The organism is Promicromonospora sp. MEB111, from assembly GCF_030209445.1.
Classification (GTDB): Bacteria; Actinomycetota; Actinomycetes; order Actinomycetales; family Cellulomonadaceae; genus Promicromonospora.
This window is the reverse complement of record NZ_JARVSD010000007.1, coordinates 403,083-421,854: the sequence shown is the minus strand read 5'-3', so window position 1 is coordinate 421,854 and position 18,772 is coordinate 403,083. Positions and strand designations below refer to the sequence as shown.

The window sequence follows — 18,772 nt, the reverse complement described above, 5'->3', positions numbered from 1 at the left end:
CCTCGTGGCAGACGACATGACCGACGTCGCCCTCTCCGGCCTGGCGCCGGAGAGGGCGACGCGCGTTCGCGACCTGATCGCGGACGTCCCGAACTTTCCCTCTCCCGGTGTCCTCTTCAAGGACATCACGCCCCTGCTGGCCGACGCCGAGGGCCTGGCCGACGTGGTGGAGGCGTTCACCCGCCTCGCGCTGGCCGACGGTGTGGACGTCGTGGCCGGCATGGAGGCGCGCGGCTTCCTGCTCGGCGCGCCCGTGGCCCACGCGCTCGGCCTGGGCTTCCTGCCCCTGCGCAAGGCGGGCAAGCTCCCGCCGCCCACGCACAGCGTCTCGTACGACCTGGAGTACGGCTCCGCGTCCATCGAGCTGCGCTCGGGAACACTCACCCCCGGTGCGCGCGTTCTCATCATCGACGACGTTCTCGCCACGGGCGGTACCGCGGCGGCCGCAGCAGAGCTGGTGGAGCAGTGCGGTGGAGTCGTCTCCGGGCTCGCCTTCCTGATCGAGCTGGAGGCGCTTCACGGGCGCGACAGGCTCCAGGGCCACAACGTCGATACTCTCCTGCGGGTGGACACCCCGTCCGGTGAATGATCCGGTCGGACGGCGAATAGAGGTCCAGGGCTAGACTGGCGACTCCGGGTTTCATCCCGGGGAAGGAGGCGCGTACATGGCGGAGAACACGGTGTCACGCGCTCCGGTGCCCGAGAAGAACCCGCCCACCCCTCCGGGTGGCAACCGGATGCGCAACCGGCTGGTGCGCCTGGGCGTGCGCAGCATCGGTGGCGGCACCCCCGCGGCGATCGAGCCGCTGCTGCAGGCGATCCGCAGCAACCACCCCAAGGCCGACGTCGCCCTCATCGAGCGCGCCTACGTGGTGGCCGAGAAGGCCCACCGCGGGCAGATGCGCAAGAGCGGCGACCCGTACATCACGCACCCCGTCGCCGTCTCCACGATCCTCGCGGAGCTCGGCTTCGAGGGCACCACGATCGCGGCCGCGCTGCTGCATGACACGGTGGAGGACACCGACTACTCGCTGGACACGCTGCGCGGCGAGTTCGGCGACGACGTCGCGCTGCTCGTGGACGGCGTGACCAAGCTCGACAAGGTGAAGTACGGCGACGCGGCGCAGGCCGAGACCGTGCGCAAGATGGTCGTGGCCATGGCCAAGGACATCCGCGTGCTGGTCATCAAGCTGGCCGACCGCCTGCACAACGCCCGCACGTGGAAGTACGTGCCGTCCAAGTCGGCGGAGCGCAAGGCGCGCGAGACCGTCGAGATCTACGCGCCGCTGGCCCACCGCCTGGGCATGAACACGATCAAGTGGGAGCTGGAGGACCTCTCCTTCCAGACCCTGTACCCCAAGGTGTACGACGAGATCGTCCACCTGGTGGCCGAGCGCGCCCCCGCCCGCGAGGAGTACCTCGGCGTGGTGCGCGGGCAGATCGAGTCGGACCTGCGCAGCGCCAAGATCAAGGCCACCGTGACCGGCCGGCCCAAGCACTACTACTCGATCTACCAGAAGATGATCGTGCGCGGTCACGACTTCGCGGAGATCTACGACCTGGTCGGCACGCGTGTCCTGGTGGACACCGTGCGCGACTGCTATGCGGCGCTCGGTGCCATGCACGCGCGGTGGAACCCGGTCCCCGGCCGGTTCAAGGACTACATCGCGATGCCGAAGTTCAACATGTACCAGTCGCTGCACACGACGGTGATCGGCCCGGGCGGCAAGCCCGTGGAGATCCAGATCCGGACGCACGACATGCACCGGCGCGCCGAGTACGGCGTCGCGGCGCACTGGAAGTACAAGGAGAAGACGCCGGCGGCGGGCGGCAACGACCCGAAGAACCAGGACATGGCCTGGCTGCGCCAGCTCGTGGACTGGCAGCGGGAGACCGCCGACCCGGCCGAGTTCCTCGACTCGCTGCGGTTCGAGATCGGCGGCGACGAGGTCTACGTCTTCACGCCGAAGGGTTCGGCCATGGCGCTGCCTGGCGGCGCCACGCCCGTCGACTTCGCGTACGCCGTGCACACCGAGGTGGGCCACCGCACCATGGGCGCCCGCGTGAACGGCCGCCTGGTGCCGCTGGACTCGCCGCTGGAGAACGGCGACGTCGTCGACATCCTCACCTCGAAGTCGGAGACGGCCGGCCCGAGCCGCGACTGGCTCGGGTTCGTGAAGTCGCCGCGCGCGCGCAACAAGATCCGGCAGTGGTTCACCAAGGAGCGCCGCGAGGAGGCCGTCGAGACCGGCAAGGACTCGATCGCGAAGGCGATGCGCAAGCAGGGCCTGCCGATCCAGCGCCTCATGTCGCACGAGACCCTGGTCGGGGTCGCGGACGAGATGAACTACCAGGACGTGTCCGCGCTGTACGCGGCCGTCGGCGAGGGTCAGATCTCCTCGGCCCACGTGGTCGAGAAGCTCGTCAAGGCCCTGGGTGGCGCGGACGGCGCGGAGGAGGACGTCGCCGAGGCGGCTCGGCCCGGCGGGCTCACCGCCCGGCGCGTACGGTCGGGCGACCCGGGCGTCATGCTCAAGGGCTCCGAGTCGGCCGACGTCTGGGTCAAGCTGGCCAAGTGCTGCACCCCGGTGCCGGGCGACGACATCGTGGGCTTCGTGACCCGCGGCCAGGGCGTGAGCGTGCACCGCACGGACTGCGTGAACCTGGACGGGCTGCGCAAGCAGCCCGAGCGCCTGGTCGAGGTGGAGTGGACGCAGGGCGCGAACACGATGTTCCTCGTGCAGATCCAGGTCGAGGCGCTCGACCGCTCGCGGCTCCTGTCGGACGTGACCCGCGTGCTGTCCGAGAACCACGTGAACATCCTGTCGGCGTTCGTCTCGACGTCGGACGACCGGCTGGCGGTCTCCCGGTTCATCTTCGAGATGGCCGAGCCCGCACACCTCGCGACCGTCCTGTCGGCGGTGCGCAAGGTCGAGGGTGTGTTCGACGTGCACCGCATCACCGGCACCAAGCCGGTCGAGCGGCCGCAGCTGCCGGTCTGAACCGTCCTGTCAGACGTACAGGTCACTCGGGTGACCTGCACGTCTGACACGTCAGGACGTCCCCGGAGCCCCCGGGAGCAGCTCGCCCAGGTCGAAGCTGACCGGCTCCTCGAGCTGCTCGTACGTGCAGGACGCCGGCTCGCGGTCCGGGCGCCAGCGCTTGAACTGGGACGTGTGCCGGAACCTGGAGCCCTCCATGTGGTCGTAGCCCACCTCGAGCACGCGCTCGGGCCGCAGGGGGGTGAACGACAGGTCCTTGCCGGAGCTCCAGCGCGACTGCGCGCCGGGCAGCCGGTCGCCCGCCTCGGCCTTCGTGGGGTCGGTCCACCCCTGCCACGGGTGCTCCTCTGCCGCGGGCGTCCCGGGCTCCACGACCAGCGGGGTGAGCTCCGCGATCAGCTCGGCGCGCCGGGTGGCCGAGAACGACGCAGCGACGCCCACGAACTGCAGGCGCGGCCCGTCGTCGGTCTCGTCCCACAGGCCCAGCAGCAGCGAGCCGAGCAGCGGCTGCTCGGGCGTCGAGGTCTTGTGCAGCCGGTAGCCCGCCAGCACGACGTCAGCGGTGCGGGTGTGCTTGATCTTGAGCATGGTGCGCTTGTTGGGCGCGTACGGCCCGTCCGCGGGCTTGGCGACGACGCCGTCCAGGCCCGCGCCCTCGAACGAGCCGAACCACTCCTTCGCCTCGGCGGCATCGAGGGTGCGGGGCGTCGCGAACACGAGGGGACCCGTGAGACCGAGGCCGTCCAGGGCCGCGATCCGCTCGGTCAGCGGCCGGTCGATGAACGAGTCGTCGCCCAGGGCGAGCACGTCGAACACCACGAGCGCGGCCGGGGTGGTCTCGGCGAGCATGTTCACGCGGGACTCCGCGGGATGGATGCGCTGGGACAGCAGCTCGAAGTTCAGGTGCGCGGCGCCGTGGCCGGGCCGCTGGGCGATGACGATCTCGCCGTCGACCACGCACCGCTCCGGCAGGGCGTCGCGGACGGCGGCGACGACGTCCGGGAAGTAGCGCTCCATCGGCTTGGCGTTGCGGGAGTCGATGCGTACCTCGTCGCCGTCGCGGTAGACGATGGCGCGGAACCCGTCCCACTTGGGCTCGTAGACGTACGCGGGGCCGGCGTCGTCGCCGGCGGGCTGGGCGGGCACCGAGGGCACGCTCTTGGCGAGCATCGGCCGGACCGGGGGCTGCACGGGCAGGTTGAGTGTGGTCACGGATACGAGCCTGCCTCAGCGCGGCGCGTAGCGCAGGTAGACGCACCCGCTGTCGAAGGTCCGGGAGTCCACCAGCCGCAGCCGCAGCCGGGCGTCCCGGGGGAGGGCCGGCAGCCCGCCGCCCACCACCTCGGGGTAGACCAGGAAGCGGAAGTCGTCCACGAGGCCCTGCCGGATGAACTCCTCGGCCACGGTGGGCCCGCCGATGGAGACGACGCCGGGCGCGCAGTTCACGATGCGCCGCAGCTCGCCCGGCTGCAGGTCACGCACGAGCCGGGTCCGGGCCGACGCCACGGCGTCCTGCGGCAGGGACGACGACGCGACGACCTTGTCGACGCCGTGCCAGATCGCCGCGTAGCGGTCCGTGTGCGGGTTCGGGTCGGACCGGGAGTCGTGGGTCTCCCAGTAGACCATCGTCTCGTACATGCGCCGACCGAGGACGTAGACGGCGACGTCCGACTCGTTCTCGTTGATGAACGCGAGCACCTCGTCGGTCGGCCGCGTGAAGTCGAAGCTTCCCTCCGCGTCGACGGTGTACCCGTCGGCGGACATGTTCGCGGTGTAGCGCAGCGTTCCCATGCCCGTCCGACGCCGGGCGGGCGCCGGACTCATCGGTTGGCGGGCGTGCGAGCGGGGTGAGATCGGGTGATGGTGGACGGTGAGCGTCCAGCACCGTCGGGAGGAGTGACCATGCCGAAGCGTGACCCCGGGCCGAGCGTCAAGGACAAGGAGCTGTACGAGAAGCTCCGTGACGAGGGCAGCTCCAAGGAGAAGTCCGCCCGCATCGCGAACGCGGCGGCGAACACGTCGCGCAAGAGCGTCGGCCGCACGGGCGGCAAGGCGGGCGACTACGACGACTGGACGGTCGAGAAGCTGCGCAAGCGGGCCGCCGAGATCGGCATCGAGGGACGTTCCTCGATGCGCAAGGGCGACCTGATCAAGGCGCTCCGGTCGCACTGACGGCCTCACCGGCCGTGGCGCTGCCGCGGGCGGGTCACTCCGCCGCGGCGTCCTTGCTCCGGTCGCGGTCCTTGTCGCGGCTGGGCTGGACCCGCTTGGGCTCGCCCGGCATCTTCGGGTACTCCGGCGGGTAGGGCAGGTCCTCCAGGCCGTCGGCCTCGTCGCGCGTCGCCAGGTCGAGCGCGGCGTCGAGCGAGCAGTCCAGGTCCGGGTCCCGGTCGGCGCGCAGGGCGGCGAACAGGTCGCCCCGCTCGGCGAACCGGCCCGGCGCGGTGAGCACGTCGAAGTCGTCGGGGTGCACGTGGGGCACCTCGTCCCAGTCCAGCGGCATCGACACCGTCGCCCGGCCGTTGGCCCGGATCGACCACGCGGAGGCGATGGTGCGGTCGCGGGCCATCTGGTTGTAGTCCACGAAGATCGCCTCGCCGCGCTCCTCCTTCCACCAGCGCGTGGTGACCTTGCCGGGCAGCCGGCGCTCCAGCTCGCGCCCGATCGCGATGGTCGCCCGCCGCGCCTCGATGAACGTCCACCGCGGCTCCAGCGGCACGAACACGTGCAGCCCGCGGCCGCCCGACGTCTTGGGGTAGCCCCGCAGGTCCAGCTCGCCGAGCAGCTCCCGCAGGTGCGGCGCCACGGCGGCGGCGTCGGAGAAGTCCGTGCCCGGCTGCGGGTCCAGGTCGATGCGGAGCTGGTCCACCGCCTCGACGTCGTCGCGCCGCACCGGCCAGGGGTGGAACGTGAGCGTGCCCATGTTGGCCGCCCAGGCGACCACGGCGGGCTCCGTGGGGCAGACCTCGTCCGCCGTGCGGCCCGACGGGAACGCGATGGTCGCGGTCTCCACGTAGCCCGGGGCGCCCTTCGGGATGCGCTTCTGGTAGAAGCCGTCCCCCTTCGGGTCGTCCGGCTTGGGCATGCGCGTGGCGAGGTGCGCGCCCTCGTGCCACCCCTTGGGCCACCGCTCCAGCGTGGTGGGGCGGTGGAGCAGGGCGCCGGTGATGCCGTCGGCGACGGCGACGAAGTACTCGACGACCTGGAGCTTGGTGATGCCTCGGGGGAAGACGACGCGGTCCGGGCTCGTCACGCGCACGGTGCGGCCCGCGACGTCGAGCTCCACTGCGGGTGTCTTGGATCCGGCCATGGACCGAACCTAGCCCGCCAGCAGCTCCCGCGCCGCAGAAAGCGCCCGGTGCGCCGCCGGGCGACCGACCACGCGGGCCCGCCGGTCCAGCAGGGCGGTGGCCTCCCGGAGGTCCGCCCCGGCCCGCGCGAGGGCCACCAGGACGGGCACGGCGGCCTCCTGCGGGGCGGTGCAGGCGACGTCGACGGCGGTCCGCACCCGCCGGGTCACCGGTACTCCCGCGAGGTGCTCGGTGTCCCGCCCGAGACCCGGCGCGCGGCGCGCGACCTGCCCCGGGCGCGGGACGGGACGGTGGGTGTCGGGGGAGTAGGCCAGCTCGACCGGGGCTCCGGCCGGCCAGGCGGGCGCCGCGACGCCGTCGTACAGGCCCGTGTGGACCCACGCCGCGGTGGCGGCGCCCAGGACGCAGCGAGCGGGCACCTCGGGTGCGAGCGCCAGTGCGCGGTGCGCCGGGCCCACCACGGAACCTGCGGCGACCGCCGCGCCGTCGTGCAGCTCGACCAGCGCGCCCGCCCGCCGCAGCTCGGTCCACGCCACCGGTCCGCCGACGTGCGCCGGGGTCACGATGAGCGGCGGCGCCGTCTGCTCGGGGTCGAGCAGCGCGGCGAGGGATGGGAACGGCATGCGCAGAACCTACGCGCAGCGGGCCCGGTCGCGCAGAGCGCGAACGGGCCCGCTGTGGACAAGCATCAGCCCCGGGAGTCCTCCGCGGCCTTGACGACCTGCTCCAGCCACGAGCGGCGGGCCGCCACCGCGGCCTCCAGCTCGGAGACCTTGCGCTTGTCGCCCTTGGCCTGCGCCTCCGCGAGGTCCGCCTCGAGGGCCGCGATCGCGGACTCGAGCTGCGCCGCCGCACCCTCGGCGCGCGCACGCGTCTCCGGGTTGGTGCGCTTCCACTGCGCCTGGTCGGCGTCGCGGACCGCGGTCTCGACCGCGCGCAGGCGGGCCTCGATGCGCTGGATGTCGCCGCGGGGGACCTTGCCGGCCTCCTCCCAGCGCTCCTGGAGGCTGCGCAGGGCGGCCTTGGCCTTGTTCAGGTCCTTGACTGGGAGCAGCGCCTCCGCCTCCTCCAGCAGGACCTCCTTGACCTTCAGGTTCTCGCCGTACTCCGCGTCGATGACAGCGTTCTCGGCGTCCCGGGCCTGGAAGAACCGGTCCTGCGCGGCCCGGAACCGGGCCCACAGCGCGTCGTCGTCCTTGCGGGACGCCCGGCCCGCCGCCTTCCAGCGCGTCATCAGGTCGCGGTACGCACCCGCGGTGTAGCCCCAGTCGGTGCTGTTCGACAGCGCCTCCGCCTCGGAGACCAGCTTCTCCTTCTCCGTCTTCGCGGCGCTGTTGCGCTGCTCCAGGTCGGCGAAGAAGTGCCGGCGCTCACGGTCGAACGCCGTGCGGGCGTGGCTGAACCGCTTCCAGAGCGACTCCTCCGTGGGGCGGTCGATACGCGGCCCGGAGCGCTGGGCGTCCTTCCAGCGGTCCAGCAGCGCGCGCAGCTCCTCGCCCGCCGGGCGCCACTGCATCTTGCCCGGGTCGGTCGCCGCGATCTTCTCGGCGGCCTCCACGATCGAGGTGCGCGACGCGACGGCCTCCGCCTTGGCGGCGGAGCGTGCCTGCTCCAGGGCGGCGCGGCGCTCCGCGGCGCGGCCCCGCAGGGCCTCGACCCGGGTCCGCAGGCCCGCCAGGTCGCCAACGGCGGCGGGCTCGGCGGTCTCCTCGCCGAGCTTCTGCAGCGTCTGGTCGATCTCGCGCACCGACAGGTCCGCGCTCTCCAGCCGGGCCTCGAACAGGCCGACCTTCGCGCTCAGGTCGAGGTAACGCCGCACGTACAGGGCGAGCGCCTCCTCGGTCGTGACACCGGGGAACTGGCCCACGACGCGCTCGCCGTCGCCGTCGTTGACGTAGACGTTGCCCTCGTCGTCGACACGGCCGAACTTCTCCGCCTCGGCGTGCGCGACGGCGTCCGCGGCCGCGGGCACCACGGGTGCGGGCGCCGTCGCCGGGGCGGCCTGCGCCACGGGGGCCGACGGTGTGCCCGGCTTGGGCGCGCGCGGCCGCGCGAGGGCGGCCGGCGAGGGGATCGCCGACGGCTTCGGGGTGGCGGGCTTCGGAGCGGGGGCGGCGGCGGGTGCCTCCGCTGCCGGAGCCTCCTCGGCGGGGGTCTCCTCGGCGGGCGCCTCGGCCTCGGGGGCCGGGGTCTCCTCGGCCGCAGGCTCCTCGGCCGCCGGCTCCGCTGCCGGAGCCTCCTCGGCAGGAGTCTCGGCCTCGGCGGCCGGTGCCTCCGCCGCCGGTGCCTCCTCGGCAGGTACCTCCTCGGCGGGCGCCTCGGTCACAGCGGCTTCGGTCGCAGCGGCCTCGGTCGCGGGAGTCTCGGCCTCGGCGGCCTCCTCGACGGCCTCCTCGTCGGCGGGGGCCTCTGCCTTGGCGGCCTCCTCGACGGCAGCCTCGGTCGCAGCGGCGTCCTCGGCGGGAGCCTCGGTGACCGCGGCGGGCGCCTCCTCGGCGGGAGCGTCCTCCGCGGGAGCCTCGGCCTCGGCCTCGGGAGCTTCCTCGGCGGCCGGCTCCGTCGCGGGGGCCTCGGGGGTCGCCTCGGCGGCGTCCTCCTCGGGCGCCTCGCTGACCGCCTCGGCGGGTGCCTCGGCTGCGGTCGGAGTCTCGGCCACGGGCTCGACGGGCGCGTCCTGCTGGACGGGCTCGGTCGAGCGAGAAGTGGGTTCGCTCACTGGGTCTCAACTCCTTCGATGGTGACCGGGGTGGCAGGCTCACCGTCTGGTGCACCGTCTACCGCGCCCGTGTCAGCGACTGCTTGGACAAAGTCCAGGCCGGATGTGATCGTGCCGAAGACCGTGTACCCGCCGGCTGTGTCGGAGGGGATGGTCGAATCCTCGTAGACGAGGAAGAACTGGGAGCCCATGGACTCTGCGTCGTCGCCGCGCCGCGCCATCGCGACGGTGCCCGCGGGGTAGACGTCGTCCTCCGGGGCGTTCTCGACGGGGCCGAAGGAGTAGCCCGGGCTGCCGGAGCCCGTGAAGGTCGGGTCGCCGCACTGGAGCACGAAGATGCCCTGCGTCGTGAGGCGGTGGCAGCCGGTCCCGTCGAAGTAGCCGCCCTGGGCGAGCGTGACGAAGCTGGCGACGGCCTGCGGCGCGGCCGCGCCGTCGAGCTCGAGCACGATGTCGGCGGTCGTGTCGCCCGAGCAGGCCTGCAGCGTGACGGTCCAGGTGCGGTCCTCGGCCACCGACGGGTCGGCGAGCTCGTAGGTGTCCCGTGCCTCCTCGACGCCGGCCGGGCAGTCGGCGGTGCCCCCGCCCGCCTCGGGCGCACCCGAGTTGATCAGCGCGGCGATCACGAAGGCGCCGACGAGCGCCAGCACCGTGAACAGTGCGACCAGGGTCCACAGGCGCTGCTTCTGCGCGCGCTTGGCCGCCTGCCGCTGCGCCCGCTTGTCGGCCTGCCTGGCCTGCTGCGCGCGCTGCCGCTGCTTGGTGGAAGCCACCGCGTTCCCTTCCCCGTGCTCTCTCGTGCTCGCCCCGACCCGGGGCGCGGTCACGCTGGACCGATTCACCTGATGGATCCGGGGCGAATCACCCCGTGCGGGGACAGTGTAGGCATCGGATGCCAGGTCATACTGTCTGAGCGCCTCCGGCGACGGGTGAAGAAGCCCCTGCCAGGGCCGATGCGAGCCGCTAGCGTAGGTCGCGTGGAGCTTCGCGTCGTGGTCGCGCCCGTCTTCGGGACCAACTGCTGTGTCGTGTCCGCGGGCGCCGACTGCGTGGTGGTGGACGCCGGTGCGGGGGTCGCCGACGCCGTCGGGCGCCTGCTCGACGACACCGGACTGAGGCCGCGCGCCGTCCTCGCGACGCACGGCCACGCCGACCACACCTGGGACGCCGGGGCACTGTGCGCGCGGTACGGGATCCCGATGCGCCTGCACGAGGCCGACGCCTACCGCCTCGCCGACCCGTTCGGCACGCTCAGCCCCGCGCTGGAGACCGCGCTCGGGCTGCACCGCGACGACTACCGGGCGCCCGACCTGGTCGAGCCGTTCGCCACGCCCGGCGGGTCCGCCGAGCTCACGTTCGGCGACGTCACGCTGCACGCCGTGCACGCGCCGGGCCACACCGAGGGGTCCACGCTCTACCGCCTCGACGGCGAGGTGGTCCTGACCGGCGACGTCCTGTTCGCGGGCTCCGTCGGCCGCACCGACCTGCACGGCGGCTCGGACCGGGTGATGGGCGCGACGCTGCGCGACGTCGTGCGCGGGCTCGACACGGCGCTCGCCGTCGTCCCGGGGCACGGGCCCGCCACCACGGTGGCCCGCGAGCTGGCGACCAACCCGTTCCTCGCCGCGGACGGCACATGAGGGCGCCGGACCTGTCCCGGGTCTGGCCCGAGCACGGGAGCTGGACCAGCGTGAAGGTGCTGCGCCGGCTGGCGTGGCACGAGCGCGGCGAGCTGGACGTGCTCGCCGGGCTGGTCGACCAGGCTGTGGAAAACCCGGGCTGACGGGTCGCCGCTCATGGGAAGATCTGAGGCATGGCAAAGCCCACTCCTCTCTCCGGTTTCCCCGAATGGCTCCCTGACGGTCGCATCGTCGAGCAGCACGTCCTCGACACGCTGCGGCACACCTTCGAGCTGCACGGGTTCGCCGGGATCGAGACGCGGGCCGTGGAGCCGCTGGACCAGCTCCTGCGCAAGGGTGAGACCTCCAAGGAGGTCTACGTCCTGTCCCGCCTCCAGGAGGAGGACGGCGCCGCCCGCTCCGGCTCCGAGAAGCAGCTCGGTCTCCACTTCGACCTGACCGTCCCGTTCGCCCGCTACGTGCTGGAGAACGCCGGCCGCATCGCGTTCCCGTTCCGTCGCTACCAGATCCAGAAGGTGTGGCGCGGCGAGCGCCCGCAGGATGGCCGCTTCCGCGAGTTCGTCCAGGCCGACATCGACATCGTGGGCGCGGGCGAGCTGCCCTACCACTTCGAGGTCGAGGCACCGCTGGTCATGGCCGAGGCACTCGGCGCACTGGGCGAGATCGGCCTGCCGCCGGTCCGCATCCTGGTGAACAACCGCCGGGTGGCGGAGGGCTTCTACCGCGGCGTCGGGCTGGACGACGTCGAGGGCGTGCTGCGCCAGATCGACAAGCTCGACAAGATCGGGCCGGACAAGGTCTCCGAGCTGCTCGTGACCGAGTGCGGTGCCACCGACAACCAGGCGAAGGCCTGCCTGGCGCTCGCGTCGATCTCGGGGTCCGACGTCGGCGTGATCGACGAGGTGCGGGCCCTGGCCGAGTCCTACGGCGCGGTCACGGAACTCCTGGAGACCGGCCTGGCCGAACTGGGCGCGCTGATCGCCGCGGCGGCGCAGCGTGCGCCGGGTGTGGTCGTGGCGGACCTGAAGATCGCGCGCGGCCTCGACTACTACACCGGCTCGGTGTACGAGACGGTGCTGGTGGGGCACGAGCAGCTCGGCTCGGTCTGCTCGGGCGGCCGCTACGACACGCTCGCGTCCGACGGCAAGAACACCTACCCGGGCGTCGGCCTGTCGATCGGCGTCTCGCGGCTGGTCTCCCGGCTGCTGTCCGCCGACCTGGTGCAGGCGACGCGCTCGGTGCCGTCCGCCGTGCTGGTCGCGGTGTCGTCCGAGGAGGAGCGCGCGACGTCCGACGCGGTGGCCGCGGCTCTGCGCGCCCGGGACATCCCGGTGGAGGTGGCGCCGAGCGCCGCGAAGTTCGGCAAGCAGATCAAGTACGCCGACCGGCGCGGCATCCCGTTCGTCTGGTTCCCGGGCTCCGCGGGGGAGGACGGCGTCGTGGGCGCCGACCAGGTCAAGGACATCCGCTCCGGCGACCAGGTCGACGCCGACGCCGCGACGTGGGCCCCGCCGGCCGAGGACCGCTGGCCGCGGGTGGTCCCGCAGGGCTGACCGCCGGCAGGCCGGTGCCCCGCCGGCCGACCTGAACCTTGCGCACCCGCCTCGGATGACGAGGCGGGTGCGCACCCGCCGGTCACCAGATCGACTCGGCCCACTCCGGGTGGTCGATGAACGGGTTCCGGTTGTGCTGCCAGTCGCCGTAGATGATGTCGTTGCGACGGATCTCCGCCGCTGATACGGGATCGGCGGCGTGCCAGGCGAGCAGTACGGAGATCTTCCCGTGCAACGGCACCGAGCCGTTCGAGGTCGACTCGTTCAGCTCCAGGTTCGGCCAGCCGTCATCGCCCTCGTACCTGATCGCCATGTAGAAGAGCGCGCGTGCGACGTCGCCCTTGAACTGGTCGGCGGGTTCGAACGAGTTGGAGTCGGTGAAGCAGTCCGGGCACTCGGAGACGGCCGAGCCGCCGTTGTCGAAGTCCTTGTTGCCCCGGGTCGAGTTCACGGTGACGTCAGTGGGCCGCAGGTGGTGCAGGTCGGTGCCCGGGCCGGTGGCCGTGCCGAAGTCGCCGTGGCTCTGGGCCCAGGTGTGCTCTCGGTTCCAGTCGTCGGGGTCGCCGCCGTTGAGCGTCTTCGAGATCGACTCGCCGGAGTAGAACTCGATGACGTTGTCCGGGTTGCTCGAGTCCTCGTCGGTCTCCTGGAGCGCGGTCCAGACGGTCGCGTAGCTCACGCCGGTGTGATCGTCGATGATGCCGTGCAGGGCCGAGCGCAGCGCTGTGCCGGTCCTGCCCGCCGCCGCGTCGTAGTAGCCGGTGGGGATCGCGCCGCCACCGCCACCCCCGCCGTTGCCGACGACGGCGAACGTGGTGCCGTCCTTGAGCCCCGGGTGGGCGAAGTACGACGTCAGGGCACCCGTGACGTCGAGCTGCCTGCCCATCAGGGCTGGGTTCGACGCGAGACCGAAGCTGCTACGGAATGCGGCGGGGATCTGGACGTAGACCATGCGCGAGGTGCTGCTCTCGCCAGGGGCGTCGGCCAGGGCAAGCGCGTAATCGTTCGGGAACCCGCTGGTGACGACTGTGCTGGTGGCAGTCGGCTGCCCGACGACATACCCGCGCACCGTTGCGGACGAGCCGTTCTGGGTGGCGATCGCCGACGCGACCGTGATCGGGGTGGCCGCCTGGCCGGACGCGGCCAGGCGGACCTGGGCTGCCGTGACCAGCACCAGGGTCAGGGCGAAGCACACCAGGGCGAGCGCCGTCGAACGCGCGGTCACTTTCTGCATTGCTCGACCGTAGCGGGGTAAATGATGGCAGTCATGGCTTATAGGTAAAATCTGCGCAAAAAACGACTCGGGCGTCAGAGGTCGCCCTCGATCGTCACCGTGCGCAGGCCCTCGCCGCCCCACAGCCGGATGAGCGTGTCGTAGACCGCGTCGACCTCCGCCCGGTCGAGGTCGGACCCGGAGATCCCGGCGGCGAGCAGGGACTTGGGGACGGCATCTGCGGCGATCAGTGCCTGCCATTCGTCCAGGCCGATCTCGAGATACTCGAGGTGGTCGAGCCGCCCGATGACCAGGGGGTCGGCGATCGTGCCGGGCTCGGCGATCACCGTGCGCAGCGCTGGGAGCCCGACGAGTGGCGAGAGGTCCGACGGTGCGGTGTCCCAGTGCCCGATCCCCAGTACCTCGAGCTCTTCGGTCGCGGCGGCCTCGACGGTCATGCCCTCGGCACTGTTGACCATCACCGCTGCGGGCGGTTCCGTGATGGTCTCGCCCTGAGGCGAGGCGTTCTCGCCGTGGAGCACGAGGTCGGTGATCGAGTCGGCCAGCAGCCAGGCGCCGACGTCGGACTCGTGGCTGAGGACGACGAGCTGGCCGACGTGGCCGGCGGGGCCGGGCGCCAGGTCGATGGCCACCCAGTCGCCGGTCCCCCCGAGGTCGCCGATCACGATCCACTCCGGCGGGGCCACCAGGCCCTGGACCGGCGAGTCGGGCCGGGTGACCACGGCCTCGCGGGCGAGGAAGTCGAAGGGCAGGCCCTTGCGGATGTCAGCCACTGAGGCGCGTTCGATGCCGTCCGCCTCGAACTGCTCGATCCCACCGAGCGCGGTGGTGTCCCGCTCGTAGCGGTCGTCCTCGCCGTACGGGCCGTAGTCGCCGTACTTCGCCCGGGTCGCGGTCAGCACCGCGCGCAGCTCGGGCGGCAGCGGCATGCCGAGCCGCTTCTCCAGGGCGGTGAGCTCCTGCTCGGTGGCCCCGACCGCGTCGGGCATCCGTTCGCGCAGCACCCGTTCCAGCAGCTCGGGGTCGGCCGACGGGGCCGGCCCGCGTCCTGGGTATGTCCGGGGCTCGCGCCGGACGGGCTCGGGCACCGCGCCGTCGACCAGGACGACATGCCCGGCACCGTTCGCCCCGAAGGCCCGGTGGACCTTCGTGGTCGGCGACTCGGCTGCCGGCGTCACGACAGTGTGTCCGTCCGGCGCGATCCGGACCGAGAAGCTGATGGAGCTCCTGCCGGCATCCTTGAGCGCTGAGCTCAGCGGCTCGGTCGCGTCCATGAGTGCCACGGTGTACTCGGACTCGTCGGAGGTCTTGGCCAGGGGGAGGCTGAAGGCCCCCAGCGCATAGTCGCCGGACCACGCGCACAGTTCGGGGTGTTCGGCCCTGACGAGCTCGAGCATGGGTGCCCACGTCTCGAAGGCGTACAGCGCCGCGTCCCCGGGCGTGGTGTGAGCCGGTGCCGGCATGGATGACCCTTCCTGTCGGGCGGTTGCCGCCGGTGCCTGGGTGCAGTCCTCGGTGCTGCTGTGGCTCGCTCGGCCCGCCGACGGGCCGAGCAGGTGGATGATCACGATCGCGGCTCCTGCAGCGGCCACGAGGCAGGCCGTGACGGCAGAACCTTTGAGTCCGGCCTTTCGTTCTGGCCAGCCCTCCCGACGCGTGATCACCGGGGCAACCTACCCGAACGGGTTCGCTCCGATCGCGGGCAGCCCGGCTCGACGTCAGCCCGGGGGCGCGCGGGTGACCCGGTGGGTGAACTGGAGCATGTTGTCCGGTTTGCCCGGAGTTCTGAACGTGCCTTCGGATAGCCTCGCGGTCGGGTCGATGAGACCCGGTATGTGAACGACGCCGCCGGCCGCCTCTCGGCCCACGGCGGGCCGAGGGGACAGCCGATGACAGGTTCGGGACGCGTCGACGACGGGGTGCTCGGCGAGCACTGGGAGCAGTCGCTCGTCGGGGTGACGGGCGTGCCCGGCGCGGCGCCGATGAGACGACGTCGCATCCGGGCTGCCGGGGGGTTGGTCCGGACGCGGTGGGCGCGGAACCCGCACCGCACGGTGCGCGAGCACGCGGGCGCCCCGGACGACAACCGGCTGCACGCGCTGCGCCGGGCACGCCGCCGGTTCTCCGCGCCTGCCATCGTGCTCGGCGCGAGCCTGGCGGGGTCCACCGCGGTGCTCGCGCTCAGCCCGGTCGAGGCCGAGCACGTCGTGCTCGTCTGCCCGGCCGGCGTGTCCGCCGGCTGGGTGGACCAGTACCGCGACGTCCTCGGCCTGCGCCTGCCGGACCCGCGGGACCACCTCGCGGTCACGGCGCCGGCTGGCTCGGCCGTGGCGGTGACCTTCACCGACGCCACTGGTACCGCCTACCCGACCGTCCGCGACGCCGTCCCCGGCGACGGCATCCTGACCGTGGAGCCGCCGCGCGCCCTGTCCGCGGCCGAACGCGCGCAGTGGCGCGTCGCGGCCGTCGTGTCGGCCGACGGGGTCCCGACGGCGACGTGCGAGGCGCCGCTGCCCTGACGGGCTGTTCCGGGTGAGTCTGTGGACAGCTTGACGTCTCCTCGAACAAGTGTTCGAATCGGGTCATGCGTTGGAACGGTCAGGCAATCTCGAACGACGACGGCGCGCTGCCCGGGCTGGAACTGCCCGGGCTGCGCGGCGCCGGGCTCCTGCGCACCGTCCGGTCACCCGAGTTCGCGGGCGTGACCTTCCACGAGGTGCTCGCCAAGAGCGCGCTGTCGAAGGTGCCGGCGGCGTCCCAGATGCCGTTCCGCTGGACGGTGAACCCGTACCGCGGATGCAGTCATGCCTGTTATTACTGCTTTGCCCGAAATACCCACGAATATCTCGACCTCGACGCCGGACACGACTTCGACTCCCAGGTGGTCGTCAAGGTCAACGCCGACCAGGTGCTGCGGGCCGAGCTGGCCAAGCGCACCTGGAGCCACGAGGCCGTCGCGCTCGGCACCAACACCGACCCGTACCAGCGGGCCGAGGGCCGCTACCGGCTCATGCCGGGCATCATCTCGGCGCTCGCGGACTCGGGCACGCCGTTCTCGATCCTGACCAAGGGCACGCTGCTGCGGCGCGACCTGCCGCTGCTCGTCGAGGCCGCGCAGAAGGTCGACATCGGTCTCGGCGTCTCGCTCGCGTTCGCCGACACGCCGTCGGGCCGGGAGCTGCAGCAGGCCGTCGAGCCCGGCACCCCCACGCCGAAGGCCCGCCTCGACCTGATCCGCGCGATCCGGGCGGCGGGCCTGCCGTGCGGCGTGATGGTGGCGCCGGTGCTGCCCTGGCTGACCGACTCGCTCGCGCACCTCGAACGGCTGCTCGACAACCTGGTCGAGGCCGGCGCGACCGGCGTCACCGTGCTGCCGCTGCACCTGCGACCCGGTGCCCGCGAGTGGTACCTCGGCTGGCTCGGGCGAGACCACCCGCACCTCGTGGAGGGCTACGGCCGCGTCTACGCGCGGGGCGCCTACGCGCACCGGGGCTACCGCGACTGGCTCTGGGAGCGGGTGCGTCCCCTGATCCGCGAGCGCGGGCTGGGCGGGGCCGCGATGCACCGGACGCGTGCCGCGTCCGGGGACCTGACCGACGACCAGCACGCCGAGGGGGACTACCCGCGCGGTGCGTTCACCGGGGTGCGGTCCGACGGCGTCGGCGCGGCGTCCATCGGCGCGGACGTCGGGAACGAGACCCTCTTCTGATGCAGCCCCCGACCCCGCGCGTCGACCCGCGCCTGCCCGGGTACCTCCTGGAGCCGCTGACGGGCGGGTGGTCCGGGGAGACGTTCCTCGCGACCCCGTCGCGCGCGGCGAGGGGAGGGGACCGGCTCGTGGTCCGGTTCTTCGCCGACGCGCGGCACACCCCGGACGCCGCGCGGATCCAGGCGGCGCTGCTCGACCGGGTCCGCAGCGCCCTTCCGGTCCCTGCGGTCCGCGAGGTGCACGACGGCGATGGCGCGCTGCCCGGGGCGCTCGTCACCGAGCTGCTGCCGGGGGAGCGCGGCGACCTGGTGCTCGCGCGCCTCGTCGCGGAGCACAGGGAGGGCGGACGGCGGGAGGGCGGACGCTCGACCGAGGGCGCCCTCGGGGCGCTGGGCCGAGCGCTCGGCCGGGTCGCCGGAACGCTCGCCACGACGCCGATGCCTCGGACCGGGCTGTTCGCCGGCGCGGACCTGCGGATCGAGCCGTTCGACCTCTGGCTGCCCGACTGGGTCGACGCCCATGCGCCGGGCCTGACCGCGGGAGGCTGGTCCGACGGCGAGGTCGCCGGTCTGCGGAAGGTAGCCGAGCGGGCCGGCGTCGACCGGGAGGGCGCTACGCCCTGCCTGGTGCACAGCGACCTGAACCCCAAGAACGTGCTGGTCGACCCGGCCACGCTCCAGGTCACCGGCGTTCTCGACTGGGAGTTCGCGCACGCGGGGCACCCGGCCACGGACCTGGGCAACCTGCTGCGGTTCGACCGGGAGCCGCCCTACGTCGAGGGCGTCCTGGACGGCTGGTCCGCGGGTGTCGGCGCCGACGGCTCCGACCGGCGTCGTGCCCTCCATCTCGCCCGGTCCGCCGACCTTGTCGCGCTGATCGAGCTCGCCGCCCGCGCCGAGACGAACCCGGTGGTGCGCCAGGCGCGGGCGCACCTGCGCGCCATCGCCCGCACCGGCGACGTCCATGCCGTGCCGTGACCGCAGGGCCTCGACGCGGCTACGTCGGCCGCTGCGCCTGGCACCTATCGTGTCGGCATGGCTGAGCTCGCCCCGTACACGATCACACCGGGCACCCTGGCGGAGCTGGCGCAACCCACGCTGCCACTCCCGAGCGGTGCACGGATGCGGCCCTGGAGCGGCACGGACGCCGTCGCCCTCCAGGCCGCCTACGCGGACCCCGACATCCAGCGCTGGCACGTACGCCGGATCGACTCCCCTGACGAGGCGCGCGGGATGATCGAGGGCTGGCAGCGCGCTTGGGCGCAGGAACGCCGCCTCGAGTGGGCGGTCGCGGCCGCCGACGGCACGCTGCTCGGGCGGCTCGCGCTCAAGGACCTCGTCCTGTTCGACGGCGTCGCCGAGATCGCCTACTGGACCGTCCCGGCCGCCCGCGGCCAGGGCGTGGCGCCGCAGGCGGTCACGGCGGCGAGCGCCTGGGCGTTCGACGTCGGGTTCCGGCGGCTGGAGCTGGAGCACTCGACGCTCAACCCGGCGTCGTGCCGGGTCGCCGAGAAAGCCGGGTTCGCCCTGGAGGGGACCCGCCGTGGGGCCGCCCGGCACGCGGACGGCCACCACGACATGCACGTCCACGTCCGGCTCGCCGGCTGA

The 18,772-nt window shown here is 72.8% G+C and carries 18 protein-coding genes; 10 read left to right on the top strand and 8 right to left on the bottom strand.

All coding sequences use genetic code 11. The features are described from left to right. The first annotated feature begins 16 nt into the window (after window positions 1-16). Window positions 17-589 (top strand): adenine phosphoribosyltransferase, encoded by a 573-nt coding sequence (locus QRN56_RS08700; protein WP_285102487.1) that lies wholly within the window; start codon window positions 17-19, stop codon window positions 587-589. Window positions 590-665: 76 nt separating this feature from the next. After that, the gene (locus QRN56_RS08695) at window positions 666-3,002 is read left to right on the top strand and encodes a RelA/SpoT family protein (protein WP_285102433.1); all 2,337 of its coding nucleotides are present in this window, start codon (window positions 666-668) and stop codon (window positions 3,000-3,002) included. A gap of 51 nt (window positions 3,003-3,053) precedes the next feature. Here the strand turns inward: QRN56_RS08695 and QRN56_RS08690 are convergent, their stop codons facing one another. Beyond that, window positions 3,054-4,214 (bottom strand): ATP-dependent DNA ligase, encoded by a 1,161-nt coding sequence (locus tag QRN56_RS08690; RefSeq protein ID WP_285102431.1) that lies wholly within the window; start codon window positions 4,212-4,214, stop codon window positions 3,054-3,056. A gap of 15 nt (window positions 4,215-4,229) precedes the next feature. After that, on the bottom strand, window positions 4,230-4,793 hold the full coding sequence (locus QRN56_RS08685; RefSeq protein WP_285102430.1) for a dihydrofolate reductase family protein: 564 nt from the start codon (window positions 4,791-4,793) through the stop codon (window positions 4,230-4,232). Window positions 4,794-4,904: 111 nt separating this feature from the next. Between QRN56_RS08685 and QRN56_RS08680 the strand changes: the two genes are divergently transcribed. Further along, entirely contained in the window at window positions 4,905-5,174 is a 270-nt protein-coding gene (locus QRN56_RS08680; RefSeq protein WP_285102429.1) for a DUF7218 family protein, read from the top strand. Window positions 5,175-5,208: 34 nt separating this feature from the next. Here the strand turns inward: QRN56_RS08680 and QRN56_RS08675 are convergent, their stop codons facing one another. The 4 genes from QRN56_RS08675 to QRN56_RS08660 form a co-directional block, all read right to left on the bottom strand. Further along, on the bottom strand, window positions 5,209-6,312 hold the full coding sequence (locus QRN56_RS08675; protein ID WP_285102427.1) for a DNA polymerase domain-containing protein: 1,104 nt from the start codon (window positions 6,310-6,312) through the stop codon (window positions 5,209-5,211). Window positions 6,313-6,321: 9 nt separating this feature from the next. Beyond that, entirely contained in the window at window positions 6,322-6,936 is a 615-nt protein-coding gene (locus tag QRN56_RS08670) for a hypothetical protein (RefSeq protein WP_285102426.1), read from the bottom strand. A 65-nt stretch (window positions 6,937-7,001) separates the two neighbouring features. Then, window positions 7,002-9,029, bottom strand: a complete 2,028-nt coding sequence (locus QRN56_RS08665) for a DUF349 domain-containing protein (protein ID WP_285102424.1) — start codon at window positions 9,027-9,029, stop codon at window positions 7,002-7,004. Next, window positions 9,026-9,802 carry a peptidylprolyl isomerase gene (locus tag QRN56_RS08660; RefSeq protein WP_285102423.1) on the bottom strand — a complete coding sequence of 259 codons (777 nt, stop codon included), beginning with the start codon at window positions 9,800-9,802 and terminating at the stop codon, window positions 9,026-9,028. The genes QRN56_RS08665 and QRN56_RS08660 overlap by 4 nt, the downstream gene beginning before the upstream one ends. Before the next feature lie 204 nt (window positions 9,803-10,006). Here QRN56_RS08660 and QRN56_RS08655 point away from each other — a divergent pair, with 204 nt between their 5' ends. Genes QRN56_RS08655 through hisS form a run of 3 tightly spaced genes read left to right on the top strand, consistent with a single transcriptional unit; the run spans window position 10,007 to window position 12,222 of the window. Further along, a complete protein-coding gene (locus tag QRN56_RS08655; RefSeq protein WP_285102422.1) occupies window positions 10,007-10,669 on the top strand; it encodes an MBL fold metallo-hydrolase in 663 nt (220 codons plus the stop codon). Further along, complete coding sequence (locus QRN56_RS08650; RefSeq protein WP_285102421.1) at window positions 10,666-10,812, top strand: hypothetical protein; 147 nt, start codon at window positions 10,666-10,668, stop codon at window positions 10,810-10,812. Before QRN56_RS08655 ends, QRN56_RS08650 begins: the two co-directional genes overlap by 4 nt. A 30-nt stretch (window positions 10,813-10,842) precedes the next feature. Further along, the gene (gene hisS / locus QRN56_RS08645; protein ID WP_285102420.1) at window positions 10,843-12,222 is read left to right on the top strand and encodes a histidine--tRNA ligase; all 1,380 of its coding nucleotides are present in this window, start codon (window positions 10,843-10,845) and stop codon (window positions 12,220-12,222) included. Window positions 12,223-12,304: 82 nt separating this feature from the next. Here hisS and QRN56_RS08640 read toward each other — a convergent pair whose 3' ends face one another. After that, window positions 12,305-13,456 carry an endonuclease gene (locus QRN56_RS08640; protein WP_285102419.1) on the bottom strand — a complete coding sequence of 384 codons (1,152 nt, stop codon included), beginning with the start codon at window positions 13,454-13,456 and terminating at the stop codon, window positions 12,305-12,307. Between the two features lie 74 nt (window positions 13,457-13,530). Continuing rightward, complete coding sequence (locus tag QRN56_RS08635; protein WP_285102418.1) at window positions 13,531-14,919, bottom strand: SMI1/KNR4 family protein; 1,389 nt, start codon at window positions 14,917-14,919, stop codon at window positions 13,531-13,533. 426 nt (window positions 14,920-15,345) lie between these two features. Here QRN56_RS08635 and QRN56_RS08630 point away from each other — a divergent pair, with 426 nt between their 5' ends. The 4 genes from QRN56_RS08630 to QRN56_RS08615 all read left to right on the top strand — a co-directional run bounded on the left by QRN56_RS08630 (window position 15,346) and on the right by QRN56_RS08615 (window position 18,772). After that, window positions 15,346-15,975 carry a hypothetical protein gene (locus tag QRN56_RS08630; RefSeq protein ID WP_285102417.1) on the top strand — a complete coding sequence of 210 codons (630 nt, stop codon included), beginning with the start codon at window positions 15,346-15,348 and terminating at the stop codon, window positions 15,973-15,975. Between the two features lie 65 nt (window positions 15,976-16,040). Beyond that, window positions 16,041-17,165, top strand: coding sequence for an Rv2578c family radical SAM protein (locus tag QRN56_RS08625; protein WP_285102416.1), 1,125 nt, complete (start codon window positions 16,041-16,043; stop codon window positions 17,163-17,165). Then, window positions 17,165-18,142 (top strand): phosphotransferase family protein, encoded by a 978-nt coding sequence (locus QRN56_RS08620; protein ID WP_285102414.1) that lies wholly within the window; start codon window positions 17,165-17,167, stop codon window positions 18,140-18,142. The genes QRN56_RS08625 and QRN56_RS08620 overlap by 1 nt, the downstream gene beginning before the upstream one ends. Window positions 18,143-18,199: 57 nt before the next feature. Beyond that, window positions 18,200-18,772, top strand: a complete 573-nt coding sequence (locus tag QRN56_RS08615) for a GNAT family N-acetyltransferase (RefSeq protein WP_285102413.1) — start codon at window positions 18,200-18,202, stop codon at window positions 18,770-18,772.